Raw genomic sequence first — 17,510 nt, forward strand, 5'->3', positions numbered from 1 at the left:
GGGCGGCGTGTCTCATTCTTCCTCTACTCCCTCGGGCCAGGGGCCGTCATCCAGGCCGAGCCTGGCCCGGCGCCTGGACAAGGGCGTCCAGGTGACGCTCGAGTCCATGGCCGGCGTCATTCTGTTCGCCTTGATGGCCGTCACCACGGTCGATGTCGTGGGGCGCTTCTTCTTCAATTCGCCGCTCACCGGCAGCGTCGAGTTGACCCAGCTGATGCTGGCGGCGGTGGTCTTCCTGGCCATGCCGGTGGTGAGCTGGCGCGAGGAACACGTCAGCGTCGACCTGCTGGATACGGTGTTTCCCGCGCGCTGGGTGTGGCTGCGTCAGCTCGCCATCAACCTGCTGGTGGCCGCGGCGCTGTGGATCGTTGCAGGCCGTGTCTGGGGGCTTGGTGTGCGCTCGCTGGAGTGGGGCGATGTCACCGAGTTCCTGCGTCTTCCGATCGGTTATCTGATCTACCTGATCGCGGCGATGCTGTTTGTTTCCGCAGTGCTGGCGGCCCTGCGCGGCCTTGGCTACCTGCTCGAGGGCGTCGGGGTGATTCCCCGCGGTGGCCCCTTGAGCGTGGCGCGCCCGTCCTCACCAGCGTCCACGGCCACCCCGGGAGAGCCGCATGACTGAGTCCCTTTACGGCTTTGCCGCCCTGTTGGCCCTGGCCTTTCTGAGGGTGCCGCTGGCGTTTGCCATGGGCATCGTCGGTACCGTCGGCTTCTATTTCTTGACCGGTAACCCGATGGCCGCCGAATCCATGGCCGCACGACGGGTGGTCGACACCGCCATGGACTATGGGCTGTCGGTGATTCCGCTGTTCATTCTGATGGGCAACTTCGTCTCCCGGGCGGGGCTCTCTGATGCGCTGTTTCGGGCCTCCAACGGCTTTCTTGGGCATCGCAAGGGCGGCCAGGCCATGGCCACCATCGTCGCCTGCGGCGGCTTCAGTGCCATCTGCGGCTCGAGCCTTGCCACCGCTGCGACCATGGGCCGGGTGGCGATGCCCCAGATGCGCAAGTACGGCTACAAGGATAGTCTGGCCAGTGCTTCCATCGCCGCCGGCGGCACCCTCGGTATCCTGATTCCCCCCAGCGTGATGCTGGTGATCTACGGCATTCTGACCGAGACCAGCATTCGCGAGCTGTTCGCCGCCGGCTTCATTCCCGGCATGCTCGGCATCGTGCTCTATCTGGTCGCGGTCAAGTGGGTGATGTGGCGCGACCCCGAGGCCGGCCCTGCCGGCGAGCGGGTGCCCTGGAGCGAACGTATCGACGCCCTGAAGAGCGTCGGCAGTACCCTGGCGCTGTTCGTGCTGGTCATCGGTGGGATTTACCTTGGCGTCTTCACCCCGACCGAGGCGGCCGGCATCGGCGCCATGGGGGCCTTCGTCATCGCCCTGATGCGGCGTGCGCTGTCGTTCAAGCTATTGATGGAAGTGCTGATGGACAGCGCCCGCACCACGGCCATGCTGTTCGCCGTGGTGCTGACGGCGCTGATCTTCGCCAACTTCATCAACCGGGCGGGGTTGCCGAGCGACCTGCTGGGCTTCGTCAATGGGCTCGAGATGGCGCCGTTTCTGGTCATTCTGGTGATCCTGGCCATTTACGTCCTGCTCGGCTGCGTGTTCGAGAGCATGTCGATGCTGCTGCTCACGGTGCCGGTGTTCTTTCCGGTGGTGGCGGGGCTCGGCTTCGACCTGGTGTGGTTCGGCATCCTGGTGGTCATCGTCATCGAGATCAGCCTCATCACGCCACCGGTGGGCATGAACGTGTTCGTGTTGAGGGCAGTATTGCCGGATCTCGCGACCGGTACGATCTTCCGCGGCGTCACGCCGTTCTGGGTGGCGGGCATGGTCCGGGCGTTGCTGGTGCTGGTGTTCCCGGGTATTGTGCTGTTCCTTCCAGAACTGCTCTATTAGGGACGGAGTGTCAACGCCATGGCCAACCTCGAGCACGATGCCACGCCCGCTGCCAAGCCGGAACTCGACCTGCAGCAGTTCCTGCCGTACCGGCTCAATAGCCTGGCGGATCGCCTCAGTCAGGCCCTGGCGCGGCTGTATGCCGAGCGCTACGATCTCAATATCGCCCAGTGGCGAGTGCTCGCCTGGCTCAGCCATCTCGATGAACTCACCGCCAAGCAGATCTGCCAGGCCACGCGCATGGACAAGGCGCGCATTTCTCGGGCGGTGCAGTCCCTGGAGGATCGCGGACTGATCCTGCGTCGGCCGTCCAGCCGCGATCAGCGCGTGCATGACCTGCGCCTGACCCCGGCTGGCCAGGCGCTGCTGTCCAAGCTGATTCCCGAAGCCCAGCAGTGGGAGGCGGAACTGGTGGCGACGCTGAGCGTCGGCGAGTATCGCGACCTGATGAACGTGATGGGCAAGCTCGAGCGACAGCTCGAACGCCTGGAGAAGACCCACGACGACTGGTCACAGGATCGCTCCGGCGACCCGATGGAGACCCCCGGCACCGCCGAGCTCGACGGTGACAGATAGCCGCGAGGCTCATTCGTCGCCTGCAAGAAATGCCGTCTTTTCGGCCATGTCCCGCGGGGTCAGTCCCGGCTGAGGCCGTTATTGATCTTTAGCTGAGGCCGTTATTGATCCTTAGCGCTGGCCAATGGGATAGCCAGTTCTTGTCCACGATCCTGCGCTGGAAGGCATCAGCCTTGCCGCTCTTCGGGTTGAGTGTAATCGTGCCGGCGAAAAGCCGTGCTAGCCCGCAAGGCGCGAGCAATTCGATGCTGTGGTCGTGGGACAGCCTGACGCCAATGGCGGTTTCCAGTTCCACCCAGTAGCTCATGGCGTGAAGGGTCGAGGTGTAGGGGGCGTCATGGTTGCGGATATGCATCCGCGCCTGGTTCTTGACCGACCACGGCAGGCGTGACCGCTGCTTCAGGACCCGTTCGAGGGCCTCGTCTTTCGCCCGACGGGGCTCGAAAGGGTCGAAGTAGATCAGGTCAATGTCCGTGAGAGGGGTGCGCTCGGCTTTCTCGTGGAGCTTGTCCCAGACCAGGTTGCGCACGAATCCTGCCGCGATGCACCAGTCGTCGAGCCGCAGCGCCGATGCCAGGTGCAGCGCTCGCATGCTTTCCTCGTCGCTACGTATCCAGTCCTTGATCGTCGTGGCGTAGTCCATGTGTTGCGTAGTCCATCATTTTTAGCCGATGGATGCCGTCGGCAGGCTCATTCCCCGATCACCCACCAGCCTTCGACTTCCACCAGTGGCACCGGGTCGAGGGCTTCGCCCTGGCCGGGTCCGGAGACGCCTTCGCCGGTGTCGGTGCGGAACGTGGCCTGGTGAGCGGAGCAGATCAGCAGGCCGCCATCGCGGCTTAAGATGTTGCTACCGCGGCTGTCCAGTGGCAGGTACTGATGCGGGCAGGCGTTGACGTAGGCATGCAGGATGTCGGCGTCGCTACGCACCAGCACCAGCGGGAAACGTCCGTTCTCGGTCACCACGGTGGTGCAGTGGCTCGCGCCGGGTATCAGGGCATCGGCCGGCACCACGCGCGTACCGGCGGGAGGGGCGCTCTTGTAGCTGCGCCAGGCGTCAGTCATGGTCGGCTCCTGGGACTCTGCCACCGCTGTGGTGTGGCTGTCGCTTGGCGGTTGCATGGGCTCAGGGCTGAAAGTCGGCGGCGTCGGGCACCTTGCCGCCCATCAAGGCGGTGATCTCGGCAGCGGTCTCGCGGATGAGCTCGCCGAGCTCGGCGAGTCGGGCGTCGGGGATGCGCGCCACAGGTCCCGACACCGAGATGGCCCCGAGTGGGGTGCCGAGTTCGTCGTGAAGGCAGGCGGCGACGCAGTGCAGGCCGATGGCGTGCTCTTCGATGTCGCAGGCATAGCCGCGCTCGCGGATCTCGGCCATGGCGCGGCGCAGGTCGGCGGGGGTGGACAGGGTGTTCTCGGTGACCCGCTCCAGGCCACGCTCGGCCAGTACCCGATCGAGCTCATCGTCGGGCAGCCAGGCCATCAGTGCCTTGCCGACGCCGGAGGCGTGCAGCGGCGCGCGCGAGCCAAGGCGAGTGATCATGCGCATCATCTGCGGTGACTCGCTCTGGGCCAGGAATACCGCCGTGGCACCGTCGCGCACGCCGAGGTTGGCGGTTTCACCGGTCAGGTAGGTCAGGCGGCGCAGGTAAGGGCGGCTGGCGGCGACGAAGTCGCGGGCCTCGAGGAAGCTGTTGCCGATGCGGAAGGTCTTGACGTCGATCTTCCACACGCCGATGTCTTCGTCCTGGGTAATGAAGCCCTGGCTCTGCAGGGCCTGCAGCAGCCGATGGGTGGTCGACGGCGCCAGGTCGGCTTGTTCGGCGATGTCGGACAGAGCCAGTCCTTCGGGGTGGGCGGACAGGCGCTCGAGCAGGTTGAGCCCTCTCACCAGCGACTGGCTGTGCCCACCGCTGGCCTTACCCGTTGCCGGGCGTCCCGCCGTCCTGCGTTTGACTTCCGTCACCTGTACGTCTCCTGGTGCTGGTCTAAAGCCTTTAGCATACCCGTTGGTCGCTGCGCTGTCGCGTTTTCGGAAAACCATTCCACGGATGCTTTCGTGAGGCGATTCAACGTCCTTTTCGGACCCGATGGCGGCGCTCAGGTGGCCGCCGTGGTGGCTGAGCCAGGCGCCGGTTCGGCGTGTCGGACCGCGCCGAGTGCCTCGCGCTGTCCCGTTCTGGCCGGGCTCGCTTGTCGCCTAGCGGTGTTTCCACTCGGGCTTGCGCTTGGCGATGAAGGCGTCGATGCCCTCGGCCACGTCCTCGGCCATCATGTTGGCGGCCATGACTTCGCTGGCGAAGGCATAGGCCTGGCCCAGCGGCAGGCTGCGCTGGCGGCCGAGCATGGCCTTGCCGGTCCGCAGGGCCACCTGGCTCTTGGCGCGCAGGTTGTCGAGCAGGGTCTCGAGGGTGGCGTCGAGGGCATCATCGTCGGCGACACGGTTGATCAGCCCCCAGTCTCGGGCCTGCTCGGCGTCGATGAACTCACCGCTGAAGAGCATCTCGGCGGCGTGCTTGGGAGCGATGGTGCGTGACAGCGCCACCGCCGGGGTAGAGCAGAACAGGCCCACATTGATGCCCGACACCGCGAAGCGTGCCGAGCTGGTCGCCACCGCCATGTCGCAGCTCGCGACCAGCTGGCAGCCTGCCGCGGTGGCGAGGCCCTGGACCCGGGCGATGACCGGTACCGGAAAGTCCTGGAGGCGCTGCATCAACCGGCTGCAGCGGGTGAACAGGGCGCGATAGTCGTCTTCATCGCCGAGGGCACGCATTTGCTTGAGGTCGTGGCCGGCGCAGAAGGCGCGTCCCTTGGCGGCGATGACCAGCGCGTGCAGGTGCGGTTCGTCGGCGAGGGCCTCCAGGGCAGCGTCGAGGGCGTCGAGCATTTCGTCGGAGAGCGCGTTGAAGCTCGCCGGACGATTCAGCACGAGAGTGACGATGCCGCGGTCCTCGAAGCGCTCGACAGGCGCATCTGGTTCGACAGGCGCATCTGGCTCGGCGGCGGTGGCCGCTGCAGCGGGCTGGGGGCGGGACATGGCGACTCTCCATCGTGGGCGAACGACGCAAGCCTAGCGCGAGCGGCGGTGTTTTCGTCCCCCTCTGCGACCAAAGGGGGACGAAAACGAGTCGAGGATCCCTTGCCGGGACCGTACGCTCGATACGCAAAGTCGCCTGATCGCCAGTTGTCCCCCATCACGAAGCCAGTGATCTGCTCGTAGACGAAGCGGGAGTAGGGATGGAGTAGGGATACAGCCGCGCGTTGAGGGCCAGCAGGGCTAAGGCCGCCAGGGGCCTTGAGTCGGCCCCTCCTTGAGTCGCCGCGAAGTAGCGCAACGCCGAGAGGCCAGTTCCGAATACGAACTGGTGAGCGTACGTAGTTGACGGATAGGCCGCCAAAGGTATCGGTAAGAATGGCGGCGTGAGCGCTCCTCCTTCCATGGAGGTTAAAAACGCTGGGAGTCGTGTCGCACCTGGCTCACTGGGGCCGCGACAGCTTATCACATCGGTGAGCCAGGCTAAGTCGCGTTTGAGCCGTGTCCGGCCCTCTCGTTACCCGTGGCCATGCTCTCGGATGTACTGCTTTAGCGCTTGGTCAATGCGGCGCTGCCAGCCGTCGCCCTCTTCCTTGAAGTGTTCTATCACCTCCTGAGAGAGGCGTATCGACGTTTTTACCTTCGTCGGCGCATGCTGCTTGCCACGCTGGCCGATGGTGCGTTGCAGGCCGGTCGGCAGGATCTCCGACATGGAGCCCATGCGCTTTACGTCAGCATCGGTCAGTTCGCGGACTTCGCCGTCCTTATCCGTGAGTCGTGTTTTCATAGCGGCGTACCTCCCGTGGGTTGGCCTTTCTCAGGCTAATGATTCGAATCCCCTCCTCAATCGGCGTGAAGCACACCACATGGACGCGCTGGCCGATCTTCCCCAAGGCGATGAAGCGGCGCTCAGGATACGTGAAGCGGTTGTCTTCCGTGAATATCGCGTTCTCCCAATCGAAGCGCTCTACCGCCGTGAAAGGTAGATCGCGCTTCCGCTCGTTCCAAGCGCTCTTGTTGGGGTCGAAGTCGATGATCATGCGCCTAATTGTATGGACAAAAAGTAAGAAGGGGAAGGGATGGGATGGGAAGGGAAGGGGGGCGCGGGACATTCACCGGTTGCGCAGTGCGCCCCAATCATCCACGTCGACCGGCTTGAACGGTTCAATCGATTCTTCGACGCTGCCGCTCGCCGCACTCGGCATTGTTGTACTGCACGCGTTCGGCGTTGCCTGTGTGGATGGAGCGCGTCGGCAGTCGCTGCCACTTGCGCGTACCGCCGGAGGCCACGGGGTGCTGGTCGAGGGGCGCTGGTCAAGAGGGTAGGCCTGGGCAATGCTGGCGTTGGTGCAGGCCGCCGAGCTCCATGGCGAGCCATTTCTGGGCGATGCCCGGCGAGCGTGCGAGTATTGGTCGATATCACGCACTCAGCCTATTCCTGATAGCCATCAAGAGTGGCATCGCGACGGAAAGGACCCCTGTGCCGCCATCATCGCGGCCATTGCCATTGCCATTGCCATGCTTGGGTTGGCCAATCAGCCGGGTCAGTCGGGTGTTTGGAGGACGCGGGCCGAGAGCATCTTGGCGGCGGTGGTGCGTAGTCGGTATTTCGTTTCAGAAGGCGATCTGGCAGGTGTATTTGCCGGCATGCGTTATCGCACTCGTGGTGGCGAAGAGCGGGTGGAGAGCGCCTGTTCGCGTTTTTTCCTGCTGAGCCTGTTGCTGACTGTCGAGGGCCGCATTGGAGCATTGGAATTGTAGAGGAGAATGCGTGCTCGGGAACCTCGACCTCGACCTCGACCCCGGAAGAGGCGACGGAGGCAGGAAAGCGAGTAGGCGCAATGCTGTAGCGCTGGCGCTATCGTTGCCCTGGCTTCGATACTGACGTCACGACATGCAAGAGGCGGCGAGGTAGGAACGCCGGAACGCCGCAAGACCTGAATGCCAGGAGGAAAGCATGGATCATGGCGGCTTGGCGCCGTTGCGCCTTCCTGGGGAGGTGCTCGCCACGCGACGCACTCGGCTGCGTCGCTTGCAGCGCGACGATGTGCCCGCGCTGTGCGCCATCCTGTCTGACCGTCGGGTGATGCGGTATTCCCTACGCGGCCCCTGTGACGAGGCCGCCACGTCGGCCTTCGTCGAGGAGTGCCTGGCGATTTACGAGCGCTTTGGCTATGGCCCCTGGGCGGTGGTCCACCCGGTGTCGCTGTCGCTGATGGGATTCTGTGGTATTGGCCCCGAGCGGGTCGGTGGCGACGAAGAGATGTCGCTTGGCTATCGCTTCGCGGTGCGTCACTGGAGCCGGGGTATCGCCACCGAGGTGGCCGGCGCGGTGACCGCCTATGCCTTTTCCGCGACCTCGTTGGCGTCTCTGGTTGCCGTGGTCGAGCCCGGTAATATCGCCTCCTGGCGCGTGCTTGAGAAGATCGGCTTCCTGTTTGAAGGCGAGACCGAGTTTCATCGTCGCCGGGTCAGCGTCTACCGGCGCCATCGCTATCAAGATGTCACCTGCCAGTAGGCTGTCCTGACACCAGAGCCCGCCCCGGTGCGGTGACAGGGGCGGGCTCTGGTCGGGTAGGGCGTTGCCCGCTGGGTCTCCCTAGCGGCGTAGAACGTCCAGCCTATGCGGTCTATACGTCATCGCGGAAGGTGCGGTCGGCCTTCGGCAGCACCAGATTCAGCACGATGGCGAACAGGGCGCCGGGGATCAGGCCCGACTCGATGATCGACTGCAGGTTCTCGCCGAGATTGCTGTACAGCCCTTCCTGAGCCGGCAGGCCGACGGCGGCAGACAGCGAGACGCCGATGATCACCATGTTGCGCTTGTTGAAGTCGATGTGGGACAGCATCTTGATGCCGGCGCTGGCGATCATGCCGAACATGATCAGCACCGCGCCGCCGAGCACCGAGTTGGGGATGCTCGAGATGATCGCGCCGAGCTTCGGCACCAGGCCAGCCAGCAGCAGGAAGGCGCCGCCGATGGCGACCACGTAGCGGCTGACGACCCCGGTCAAGGCCACCATGCCGACGTTCTGACTGAAGCTGATCTGGGGGAAGGCGTTGAAGATGGCGGCGAAGACGCTGGACAGGCCATCGGCCATGACCCCGCCAGACAGCTCCTTGGCGGTGGGTTCACGGTCCAGGCCACCGGCGGTGGTGCCGACGATGTCGCCGATCGATTCGGCGCAGGTGACGATGGCCAGCAGCACCACCGGCAGAATGGCGGCGAGGTGGAATTCCAGGCCGATGGTCAGCGGCACCGGCAGCGACAGCCAGTCGGCGCTGCCGATGGTGCCGAAGTTGATGTACCCGAACAGGGTGGCGGTGACGTAGCCGATCACCAGGCCGATCAGCGGTGCCGCCTCGGACCAGATGCCGCGCCCGTACTGGTGCAGGCCGAGGGTGACGACCAGCACCAACGCGCCGAGCAGCAGGTGATGGGTGGCCCCGAAGTCTTCTGCGCCGAAGCCACCGCCCCAGTAGGCGAAGCCGACCGGCATCAGCAGGGTGCCGAGCATGACCACGAAGGTGCCGGTGACCACCGGTGGAAACAGGAAGCGGAAGACCGGCAGGAACAGCCCGACGATGGCCATGGCGATACCGCCGCAGAGTGCGGCCCCGAGGGCGGCGGGAAGCCCCATGCCGACGGCGATGGGGATCAGTACCGGCACGAAACCGAAGCTGGTGCCCATGACGATGGGCAGGCGAGCGCCGATGGGACCAAGGCCCAGGGACTGGACCAGCGTTGCGACGCCGGCGACGAACATCGCGGCCTGGATCATGAAGGCGGTCTGGTCCGGCGGTAGGTCGGCGGCCCCGGCGATGATGATCGGCACCGTCACGTTGCCGACAAACATCGCCAGTACGTGCTGCAGTCCCAGCGGAATGGCCCGCGCCAGGGGCGGCATCGCGTTGACGTCGTGGGTGCTGCGCACCGCCTGGCTTGCCGGGCTGTCTGCGGTCGACTCGTGGTTTGGCATGGGGTGGGTTCTCCTGTCGTCGTTGTCGTTGTTGCTATTTAGCGTAGAAACCCCGGAGACCGAGCCATGTGCCAGGGTGGGCGTTCCAGCCCTGGCTCCAGTGGCCACGGTGACCGTTTGCGTGTTGTTTTCGACCGCCTTGCGGCGGGTGCCGTGCTGTCGTGTCGTCAGGCCCTCTGCGATTGCTGTGGTGTCAGGTGGTCTGCGTCGACGGCGGACCCGGCTCGGCGGTTCGGGCCACGTGGCCGTGAGGGCTATAGGGTTACAGGGCTACAGCGCCGAGCGCAGGGCTCGTGCCGCCTGGTCGTGGCGTGCCAGCAGGGCATCGAGATCGACGTCCTGCGGTTGTCCATCCACCACCCGCCAGTCGCCGGCGACCATCACCCGGTCGGCGCGGTGGGCGCCGCACAGCAAGAGGGCGGCAAGCGGGTTCTCGGCGCCGGAGAAGCGCGCCTCATCGAGCTTGAACAGGGCGATGTCCGCCTGCTGGCCGGGCTTCAGGCCGCCGATGTCGCTGCGCCCGAGGCACCCGGCGGAGCCTTCGGTGGCCCAGCGAATGACGTGCTGGTGGGTGACCTGGCTCGGCGAGTAGCGCAGTCGGCCGAGCAGCATGGCCTGGCGCATCTCCTCGGCCAGATTCGAATGATCGGCGGAGGCCGAACCATCCACCGCCAGGCCCACCGGGCAGCCAGCGGCTTCGAGTTCCAGGGTGCGGCACATGCCGGAGCCCAGCACCATGTTGGATGACGGGCAGTGGGCGATGCCGGTGCCGGCGCGGCCAAGCCGCGTGACTTCGTCGTCGTTGAAGTGGATGCCGTGGGCAAGCCAGGTGCGATTCGACAGCCAGCCGGTGGCCTCCAGATAGTCCAGCGGGCGCATGCCGAAGAGCTTCTGACAGTACGCGGTCTCATCCTCGGTCTCGGCCAGGTGGGTGTGCAGGCGCACGTCCTTTTCCTCGGCCAGGCGCGCGCTTTCCTGCATCAGCTCGCGGCTGACCGAAAACGGCGAGCAGGGCGCCAGCGCCAGGGTCACCATCGCGCCTTCACCGCGCTGGTGATAGGCATCGATCAGGCGTGCGCTCTCGTCGAGGATGGTGGTCTCATCCTGCACCACCGACTGCGGCGGCAGGCCGCCATCGTCCCGCCCGACGCTCATCGAGCCGCGGGTCAGGGCCGCCCGCACCTTGAGCCGTCTGGCGGTGTCGACCTGAACGTCGATGGCGCTCTCGAGCGCGCCGGAAAACACATAGTGATGGTCGGCCACGGTCGTGCAGCCGCTCATCAGCAGCTCGACCATGGCCAGCTCGCTGGCCAGCGCCAGCTGGTCCTCGGTGAGGTTCGCCCAGACGTCATAGAGCGTGGTCAGCCACGGAAACAGCTCCTTGTTGAGCGCCGGCGAGTAGGCGCGCGTCAGGGTCTGATAGAAGTGATGGTGGGTGTTGACCAGGCCGGGCATCAGCACATGACGCGACGCGTCGAAGGTGCGGTCGATGGCGACAGTGGGGGAGGCGCCGGCGGCCACGGCCTCGACGATGCGGTCGCCACGAATCACGATGCCACCCGCGGCGTCGGGGTCGCTGACGGCGAGCGGCTGACGAATCCACAGCGTGGCTTGGTCGGGAGTCGGGGATGAGGCTTGGTCGGGGCTCATGGATGAGGCTGCGTGGGACATGGTGTCCTCCTGGGTGGCTTCGCGGGGGCGAAGGGTTACCCAAGCATCGTGACCTGCCAGCGTGACGCATTGGCGGATACCTGGTTCAGGTGCCTTCAGGGCGGCGACGGACGCACCGATGCGGTGCCTTGCCGCCTAGCTGTGTACCGAACTGGTGCGCAATAAGATGTCGTTATTGTGTACAAAATGCGAGGGCGACGACGAGATGTCAAGCACCCCGTCGCGACAACGATCGCTCAGGGTTGGGATTGCTCGTCCAGCGCTGCCAGCCGTGCCTTGCGTCGGCTGAGCCGGTCGCCGAACAGATAGGCCCCCAGGGCGATGAGAATGAGGCCGGCGCCGGCCAGCATCGAGCTCGACGGCGTTTCCTGGTTGAGCAGCATGCCCAGGGTCAGCGCCAGTACCGGGGTGATGAGGGTGACCAGCGCAACGGTAGCGGCGTGCAGGCGCGACAGGATCAGGTAATAACACAGAAAGCCGATCAGGGAGCCGAACAGGGCCAGGTAGAGCACCGCCCACAGGCCGCGGGGAGACAGCGGTACCGTCAGCGGCTCGCCGCTGGTGAGCCACAAGAGCAGGAAGCACGGCATCGACATGGCGAGTGCGCCCACCGTCTGGGTCAGCGGCGGCAGGCCGGCGGCGACGCGCTGTACGGCGATGCCGCTGCCACTGAAGAGCGTCACCGCGGCGAGCATCATGGCCAGGGCCAGGAGCTGGTCGCTACCGCCGAGGGCCAGGCTGTCGGCGAACACCACGCCGAGACCCGCAACGCCGAGGGCGCAGCCGATCCAGTGCCAGCGGCGCAGCCTGACGGCGCCGGGCAGGGCCTGGAGAATCAGCCCCGAGATCAGCGGGGCCATGCCGAAGATCACCGACAGGATGCCGGAGGGCAGGAACTGTGAGGCGTGGTAGCTCAGCGCCATGGCACCGAAGACTCCGGGCACCGCGGCGCCATAGCTGATCAGCGCGCGACGATCCAGGCGCGGCGGGCGGCGCAGTATCAGCAGAATCAGCGCGCCGGCGGCCAGCGCCAGGCCCATGCGCAGCATCACGCTGCCAACCGGGGCGCCGGCCTCCGCGCTCCACTTGATCCCCAGCGGGGTGGAAGCCCACACCAGAATAACGATGAAATAGGCCAGTCCGGTCGGCATTGCGGCATCCTTGCGAGTGTAGTGAGCGTAGCGTGTGTCGACGCGCTGGCGTCGTCGTTGAGCGGTGACGTCGGGGCGAGATCTAGTCAGGGGATCTAGTCCGGAGATCTGGCCCGGCGGTCAAGTCCGGCGATCTGGTCCGGCGATCTGGTCGGGTGATCTGAGCGAGGGCGAAGGTGCGGCCAACCGCCCCAGACGCTGCAATGGCCCCGGCGCGAATCGAGCCAGACCCTCAAGCATAGCCCGCTCGGGGCGAGAAGTTGAGCCGCCTAACGACAATCGCCGCCGATTCCCGAAGGAAGCGGCGGCGATTCGCCCTGGGAAGGCCCCACGGGAGTGGAGCTCAAGTCCTCAAGGGTCCGGCACGGCGGCGGTGGCTAGCCCTGGTAGTTGGTCTCGGAGTAGAGCACCCGAGTGCGCAGGGTATGGTTGACCTGACGCAGCGCGTCCAGCGCCTGGGCACCATAGGCCTTGTCGACGTCGATGACGACGTAGCCGACCTCGGCGTTGGTCTGCAGGTACTGACCCGAGATGTTGATATCGTTCTCCGACAGGACCCGGTTGATCTCGGACAGTACGCCGGGCACGTTCTCGTGGATGTGCAACAGGCGGTGCTTGTCCGGGTGTGCCGGCAGGGCCACTTCGGGAAAGTTCACCGAGGTCACGGTGGTGCCGTTGTCGGAGAAGGTGATCAGCTTCTCGGAGACCTCGACGCCGATGTTCTCCTGGGCTTCCAGGGTCGAGCCGCCGATGTGCGGGGTCAGGATGACATTGGCCAGGCCGCGCAGCGGGCTGACGAACTCCTCGTTGCTACCCTTGGGCTCGACCGGGAAGACGTCGATGGCCGCACCGTTCAGGCGGCCTTCCTGGATCGCCTCGGCCAGGGCCTCGATGACCACCACGCTGCCGCGGGCGGCGTTGATCAGGATGGCGCCGGGCTTCATCAGGCTGATCTGCTCCTCGCCCATCAGCCAGCGGGTGGAAGGCAGGTCCGGTACGTGCAGGCTGACCACGTCGGAACGCGCCAGCAGCTCTTCGAGGCTGGCGACCTGGCGGGCGTTGCCCATGCCGAGCTTGGTGATGACGTCGTAGTAGATGACGTCGAAGCCGAGCGCTTCGGCCAGCACCGAGAGCTGCGAGCCGATGCTGCCGTAGCCGACGATGCCCAGGGTCTTGCCGCGGGCTTCGTGGCTGTTCTTGGCGTGCTTCAGCCAGCCACCTTCATGGGCACGGGCATTCTTCTCCGGGATGCCGCGCAGCAGCATGATGGCCTCTGCGAGCACCAGTTCGGCCACCGAGCGGGTGTTGGAGAAGGGCGCGTTGAACACCGGAATGCCACGGGACAGAGCGGCGGTGAGGTCGACCTGGTTGGTGCCGATGCAGAAACAGCCGACCGCCACCAGTTTTTCGGCCGCCGCGAACACCCGTTCATTGAGCTGGGTGCGAGAGCGCAGCCCGACGAAGTGAACGTCGCGGATCTTCTCGATCAGCGTCTCCTCGTCGAGGGAGGTCGGCACGTGCTCGATGGTGGTGTAACCGGCATTGAGAAAGTTGTCCACTGCGCTCTGGTGGACGCCCTCGAGCAGCAGGATCTTGATCTTGCTCTTGTCCAGGGACGTTTTGGCCATGGTCGAATCAACCCCTTGGTTGGCGGCAGCCGTGCATCAAACGGTGGCTTGGATGGTGGTCGGGAGGTGGCTGGGTGTCGCTGAGCCCCACCGCGCAAGGCGGCACAATCGGCTCGAAACAGGGGCCATAGCGTACCACAGACGCCGCTTTTCAGGATGAAAATGCTTGCACTGCAGCATGAGCGTCGTGCATGTCGGAGGCGCGGGCGGCGTTGGGGCAGACGACCCCCGGGGCAGAGCGTGTATACTGTCGCCCGCGAATGCATAAACAGGCATGACCGCAAGCCCGCACCACCGCCAAGGTGGCGAGCCACCGGTCAGCGTAGCGAGGGGGGGCGAATGGCTCCGCACGACACAGCCCAGGACAAGGAACGCGAGTCGGATGACTTCGCGGCGACCATGCAACGCCTCGAGACCCTGGTCGACCGACTGGAGTCTGGCGATTTGGCGCTGGAAGATTCGCTCAAGGCGTTCGAGCAGGGCGTGGCGCTGACCCGAGACGCTCAGCGGCGCCTCGATGAGGCGGAACTCAAGGTACGCACCCTGACCGAGGGCGCCGACGGCGGCATGGCGCTGTCGTCGTTTCAGGCGCCAGGGCCATCGTCGTCGACGGAGGATGCCGGTGAACGCTGACGTACTGGCGGCTCGTCTGGCCGCCGATCGAGCCCGCGTCGACCGGCGCCTGGCGGCGCTGTTCGATGATCGACGCGCGGTCGAGCCGCGTCTCGAGGCGGCCATGCGCCACGGCCTGTTGGTCGGCGGCAAACGCCTGCGCCCGGTGCTGGTCTACGCCGCCGGGCGTGCCCTGGGTGCCGACGATGACGCCCTGGACGCCCCGGCCGCGGCCATCGAGCTGATCCACGCCTACTCCCTGGTCCACGATGATCTGCCGGCGATGGACGATGACGACCTGCGTCGCGGTGAGCCCACGGTGCACCGAGCCTTCGACGAGGCCTCGGCCATTCTGGCCGGTGACGCGCTGCAGACCCTGGCCTTCGAGGTCCTGGCCGCCTCTGGCGCGCCGCGGCTCGCGGCGTTGGTGACGACGCTGGCCACGGCCTCCGGGCGCGATGGCATGGCCGCGGGGCAGGCGCTGGACCTGGCCGCCGTCGGCATCCGCCCCGACCTTGCGGCACTGGAGACCATGCATCGCCACAAGACCGGCGCCCTGATCCGCGCCGCGGTGCGCCTGGGCGGCTTGATGGCGGTGGCCGAGGATGATCCGAGACTCGGTGCACTGGATGCCTATGCCGCCGCCATGGGGCTGGCCTTCCAGGTCCATGACGACGTGCTGGATGTGACCGGCGATACCGCCACCCTGGGCAAGGCTTCCGGCGCCGATGCCGCCCGCGATAAACCGACCTACCCGGCATTGCTCGGCCTGGACGGGGCCCGGCGCAAGGCCGGCGCGCTGATCGAGGAGGCGTTGAACGCCCTCGTGCCACTGGGCGAGCCTGCCGCGCCGCTGGCCGAGCTTGCCCGCTACATGATCGAGCGCGATCACTGACGACCACAGGGCCACCATGAAGCTGTTCGATACCATTCCCACCGAGCGGCCGGCCACGCCGCTGCTCGATACCCTGGACACGCCGGCCGGGCTGCGCGCGATGTCGGCGTCGCAGTTGAAGCGGGTGGCCGACGAATTGCGGGCCTACCTGCTCTACAGCGTAGGGGTTTCCGGGGGACACTTCGGCGCCGGGCTCGGCGTCGTCGAGCTCACCGTAGCGCTGCACCACGCCTTCCATACGCCCCATGACCGGGTCGTCTGGGACGTGGGCCATCAGGCCTACCCGCACAAGATTCTCACCGGGCGCCGTGAAAGCATGACCAGTATTCGCCGCTATGGCGGCCTGGCTGCCTTTCCGCGGCGCGCCGAATCGGAGTACGACACCTTCGGCGTCGGCCATTCCAGCACCTCGATCTCCGCGGCGCTGGGCATGGCGCTGGCCGCCCGCACCCGGGGCGACGAGCGTCGGGTGTGCGCGGTGATCGGCGACGGCGCCCTGACCGCAGGCATGGCCTTCGAGGCTTTGGCCCATGCCGGCCACGTCGACGCCAACCTGCTGGTGGTGCTTAACGACAACGAGATGTCGATCTCCGAAAATGTCGGCGGCATGGCCAGCTACCTGGCGCGCATCCTGGTCAGCAAGCCCTACCTCAGCATGCGCGAGAACGGCAAGAAGGTGCTGTCGCACCTGCCGGGGGCGCTGGAGCTCGCGCGGCGCACCGAGGAGCACGTCAAGGGCATGGTCAGCCCGGCGACGCTGTTCGAGGAAATGGGGTTCAACTACGTTGGCCCCATCGACGGCCATGACCTCGATGCCCTGACCGAGGCGCTGGACAGCATGCGTGATCTCGACGGCCCGCAGTTCCTGCACGTCAAGACGTGCAAGGGCCGGGGCTTTCTGCCCGCCGAGTCCGATCCGATCGGCTATCACGCCATCACCAAGCTCGAGCCGCCGAACGAGGCCAGGGCCAAGCCCGCGCCAGTGCCGTCGTCCCTGCCTAAGCCGAAAAAGTACTGCAGCGTGTTCGGCGACTGGATCTGCGACATGGCCGCCGCCGACGAGCGCCTGATCGGCGTCACCCCGGCCATGCGCGAGGGCTCGGACCTGGTGCGCTTCTCCCGGGAATACAGCGAGCGTTACTACGATGTGGCGATCGCCGAGCAGCACGCGGTCACCCTGGCCGCGGGCATGGCCTGCGAGGGCATGAAGCCGGTGGTGGCGATCTACTCGACCTTCCTCCAGCGCGGCTATGATCAGCTGATTCACGATGTCGCGGTGCAGGGCCTCGATGTGACCTTCGCCATCGACCGTGCCGGCCTGGTCGGCGAGGATGGCCCCACCCACCATGGCGCCATGGACCTGTCCTTCCTGCGCTGCGTGCCAGGCCTGGTGATACTGGCCCCGGCCGACGAGGCCGAGTGTCGGGCGATGCTGTCCGCGGCCTATTACCACCCGGGCCCGGCGGCGGTGCGCTACCCGCGTGGCACCGGGCCGGGCTGTGACATTCCGGTGCACCTCGAGCCGCTGGCCATCGGCGTGGCGGAGCCTCGGCGGCGGGGAAGCAAGGTCGCCCTGCTGGCCTTTGGCAGTCTCAATACGGCGGCGGCCGAGGTCGCCGAGCGCCTCGATGCCACCCATATCAACATGCGCAGCGTGAAGCCGCTGGATGTGACCGCCGTGCTCGAGGCGGCCCGTGGCCACGACCTTCTGGTGACCCTGGAAGAGAACGTGGTAGCCGGTGGCGCCGGCAGTGCGGTGCTCGAGGCCCTGGCCGCCGAAGGCGAGTCGGTGGCGGTGCTGAATCTCGGTTTGCCCGACGCCTTCGCCGAGCACGGCAAGCCCGCCGAGTTGCTGCGCGACTGCGCCCTAGACGCCGCGGGCATCGAGGCGGCGATCCAGGCCCGGCTGACGCGCCTGGCAGGCTAGGCCGCCCAGGCATGTGGCATGGCCGCCAGGCTGACGCCCTCACCGGATACGGTGGGGGCGTCGTGGTTTGGGGCTGGCCCACTCGGGTACAGGTTGCGCTGAATCGCTCGCTTCGCACCGATGCCGGGC

General features: G+C 66.3%; 18 protein-coding genes. 8 read left to right on the forward strand and 10 right to left on the reverse strand.

What is annotated here, in order from left to right:
- The first annotated feature begins 7 nt into the window (after positions 1-7).
- Genes ACUN9Y_RS03310 through ACUN9Y_RS03320 form a run of 3 tightly spaced genes read left to right on the forward strand, consistent with a single transcriptional unit; the run spans position 8 to position 2,486 of the window.
- Positions 8-622 carry a TRAP transporter small permease gene (locus ACUN9Y_RS03310; RefSeq protein ID WP_445459257.1) on the forward strand — a complete coding sequence of 205 codons (615 nt, stop codon included), beginning with the start codon at positions 8-10 and terminating at the stop codon, positions 620-622.
- Positions 615-1,910 (forward strand): TRAP transporter large permease, encoded by a 1,296-nt coding sequence (locus tag ACUN9Y_RS03315; protein WP_445459258.1) that lies wholly within the window; start codon positions 615-617, stop codon positions 1,908-1,910. Before ACUN9Y_RS03310 ends, ACUN9Y_RS03315 begins: the two co-directional genes overlap by 8 nt.
- Before the next feature lie 18 nt (positions 1,911-1,928).
- Complete coding sequence (locus ACUN9Y_RS03320; RefSeq protein ID WP_445459259.1) at positions 1,929-2,486, forward strand: MarR family winged helix-turn-helix transcriptional regulator; 558 nt, start codon at positions 1,929-1,931, stop codon at positions 2,484-2,486.
- 88 nt (positions 2,487-2,574) lie between these two features.
- On the opposite strand, the gene ACUN9Y_RS03325 is transcribed toward ACUN9Y_RS03320, so the two are convergent.
- The 6 genes from ACUN9Y_RS03325 to ACUN9Y_RS03350 form a co-directional block, all read right to left on the reverse strand.
- Entirely contained in the window at positions 2,575-3,129 is a 555-nt protein-coding gene (locus ACUN9Y_RS03325) for a nucleotidyltransferase family protein (RefSeq protein WP_445459260.1), read from the reverse strand.
- 47 nt (positions 3,130-3,176) lie between these two features.
- Positions 3,177-3,551, reverse strand: a complete 375-nt coding sequence (locus tag ACUN9Y_RS03330; protein WP_445459261.1) for a Rieske (2Fe-2S) protein — start codon at positions 3,549-3,551, stop codon at positions 3,177-3,179.
- A gap of 61 nt (positions 3,552-3,612) precedes the next feature.
- Positions 3,613-4,449: an IclR family transcriptional regulator gene (locus tag ACUN9Y_RS03335; RefSeq protein WP_445459262.1), complete on the reverse strand. Its 837-nt coding sequence runs from the start codon at positions 4,447-4,449 to the stop codon at positions 3,613-3,615.
- Between the two features lie 234 nt (positions 4,450-4,683).
- A complete protein-coding gene (locus tag ACUN9Y_RS03340; RefSeq protein ID WP_445459263.1) occupies positions 4,684-5,520 on the reverse strand; it encodes an enoyl-CoA hydratase in 837 nt (278 codons plus the stop codon).
- A gap of 514 nt (positions 5,521-6,034) precedes the next feature.
- Entirely contained in the window at positions 6,035-6,304 is a 270-nt protein-coding gene (locus ACUN9Y_RS03345; RefSeq protein ID WP_445459264.1) for a BrnA antitoxin family protein, read from the reverse strand.
- Complete coding sequence (locus ACUN9Y_RS03350; protein ID WP_445459265.1) at positions 6,282-6,557, reverse strand: BrnT family toxin; 276 nt, start codon at positions 6,555-6,557, stop codon at positions 6,282-6,284. Before ACUN9Y_RS03350 ends, ACUN9Y_RS03345 begins: the two co-directional genes overlap by 23 nt.
- A gap of 295 nt (positions 6,558-6,852) precedes the next feature.
- On the opposite strand from ACUN9Y_RS03350, the gene ACUN9Y_RS03355 reads away from it, so the two are divergent.
- Together ACUN9Y_RS03355 and ACUN9Y_RS03360 are read left to right on the forward strand one after the other, a co-directional pair.
- Positions 6,853-7,278, forward strand: a complete 426-nt coding sequence (locus tag ACUN9Y_RS03355) for a hypothetical protein (RefSeq protein ID WP_445459266.1) — start codon at positions 6,853-6,855, stop codon at positions 7,276-7,278.
- Between the two features lie 196 nt (positions 7,279-7,474).
- Positions 7,475-8,035: a GNAT family N-acetyltransferase gene (locus ACUN9Y_RS03360; RefSeq protein ID WP_445459267.1), complete on the forward strand. Its 561-nt coding sequence runs from the start codon at positions 7,475-7,477 to the stop codon at positions 8,033-8,035.
- A 112-nt stretch (positions 8,036-8,147) separates the two neighbouring features.
- Here the strand turns inward: ACUN9Y_RS03360 and ACUN9Y_RS03365 are convergent, their stop codons facing one another.
- The 4 genes from ACUN9Y_RS03365 to serA all read right to left on the reverse strand — a co-directional run bounded on the left by ACUN9Y_RS03365 (position 8,148) and on the right by serA (position 13,947).
- A complete protein-coding gene (locus tag ACUN9Y_RS03365; RefSeq protein WP_445459268.1) occupies positions 8,148-9,497 on the reverse strand; it encodes a uracil-xanthine permease family protein in 1,350 nt (449 codons plus the stop codon).
- A gap of 270 nt (positions 9,498-9,767) precedes the next feature.
- Positions 9,768-11,168, reverse strand: coding sequence for an 8-oxoguanine deaminase (locus tag ACUN9Y_RS03370; RefSeq protein WP_445459269.1), 1,401 nt, complete (start codon positions 11,166-11,168; stop codon positions 9,768-9,770).
- Between the two features lie 236 nt (positions 11,169-11,404).
- Entirely contained in the window at positions 11,405-12,319 is a 915-nt protein-coding gene (locus tag ACUN9Y_RS03375; protein ID WP_445459270.1) for a DMT family transporter, read from the reverse strand.
- Between the two features lie 377 nt (positions 12,320-12,696).
- Positions 12,697-13,947 carry a phosphoglycerate dehydrogenase gene (gene serA / locus ACUN9Y_RS03380; RefSeq protein WP_445459271.1) on the reverse strand — a complete coding sequence of 417 codons (1,251 nt, stop codon included), beginning with the start codon at positions 13,945-13,947 and terminating at the stop codon, positions 12,697-12,699.
- A gap of 339 nt (positions 13,948-14,286) precedes the next feature.
- Between serA and ACUN9Y_RS03385 the strand changes: the two genes are divergently transcribed.
- The 3 genes from ACUN9Y_RS03385 to dxs are packed head-to-tail and all read left to right on the forward strand — an operon-like array spanning position 14,287 to position 17,381.
- On the forward strand, positions 14,287-14,580 hold the full coding sequence (locus tag ACUN9Y_RS03385; protein ID WP_445459272.1) for an exodeoxyribonuclease VII small subunit: 294 nt from the start codon (positions 14,287-14,289) through the stop codon (positions 14,578-14,580).
- Positions 14,564-15,454, forward strand: coding sequence for a (2E,6E)-farnesyl diphosphate synthase (ispA, locus tag ACUN9Y_RS03390; protein WP_445459273.1), 891 nt, complete (start codon positions 14,564-14,566; stop codon positions 15,452-15,454). Before ACUN9Y_RS03385 ends, ispA begins: the two co-directional genes overlap by 17 nt.
- A gap of 16 nt (positions 15,455-15,470) precedes the next feature.
- Positions 15,471-17,381, forward strand: coding sequence for a 1-deoxy-D-xylulose-5-phosphate synthase (dxs, locus tag ACUN9Y_RS03395; protein WP_445459274.1), 1,911 nt, complete (start codon positions 15,471-15,473; stop codon positions 17,379-17,381).
- The last annotated feature ends 129 nt before the right edge of the window (positions 17,382-17,510 follow it).

The sequence above is a fragment of the Halomonas sp. V046 genome, from assembly GCF_052645355.1.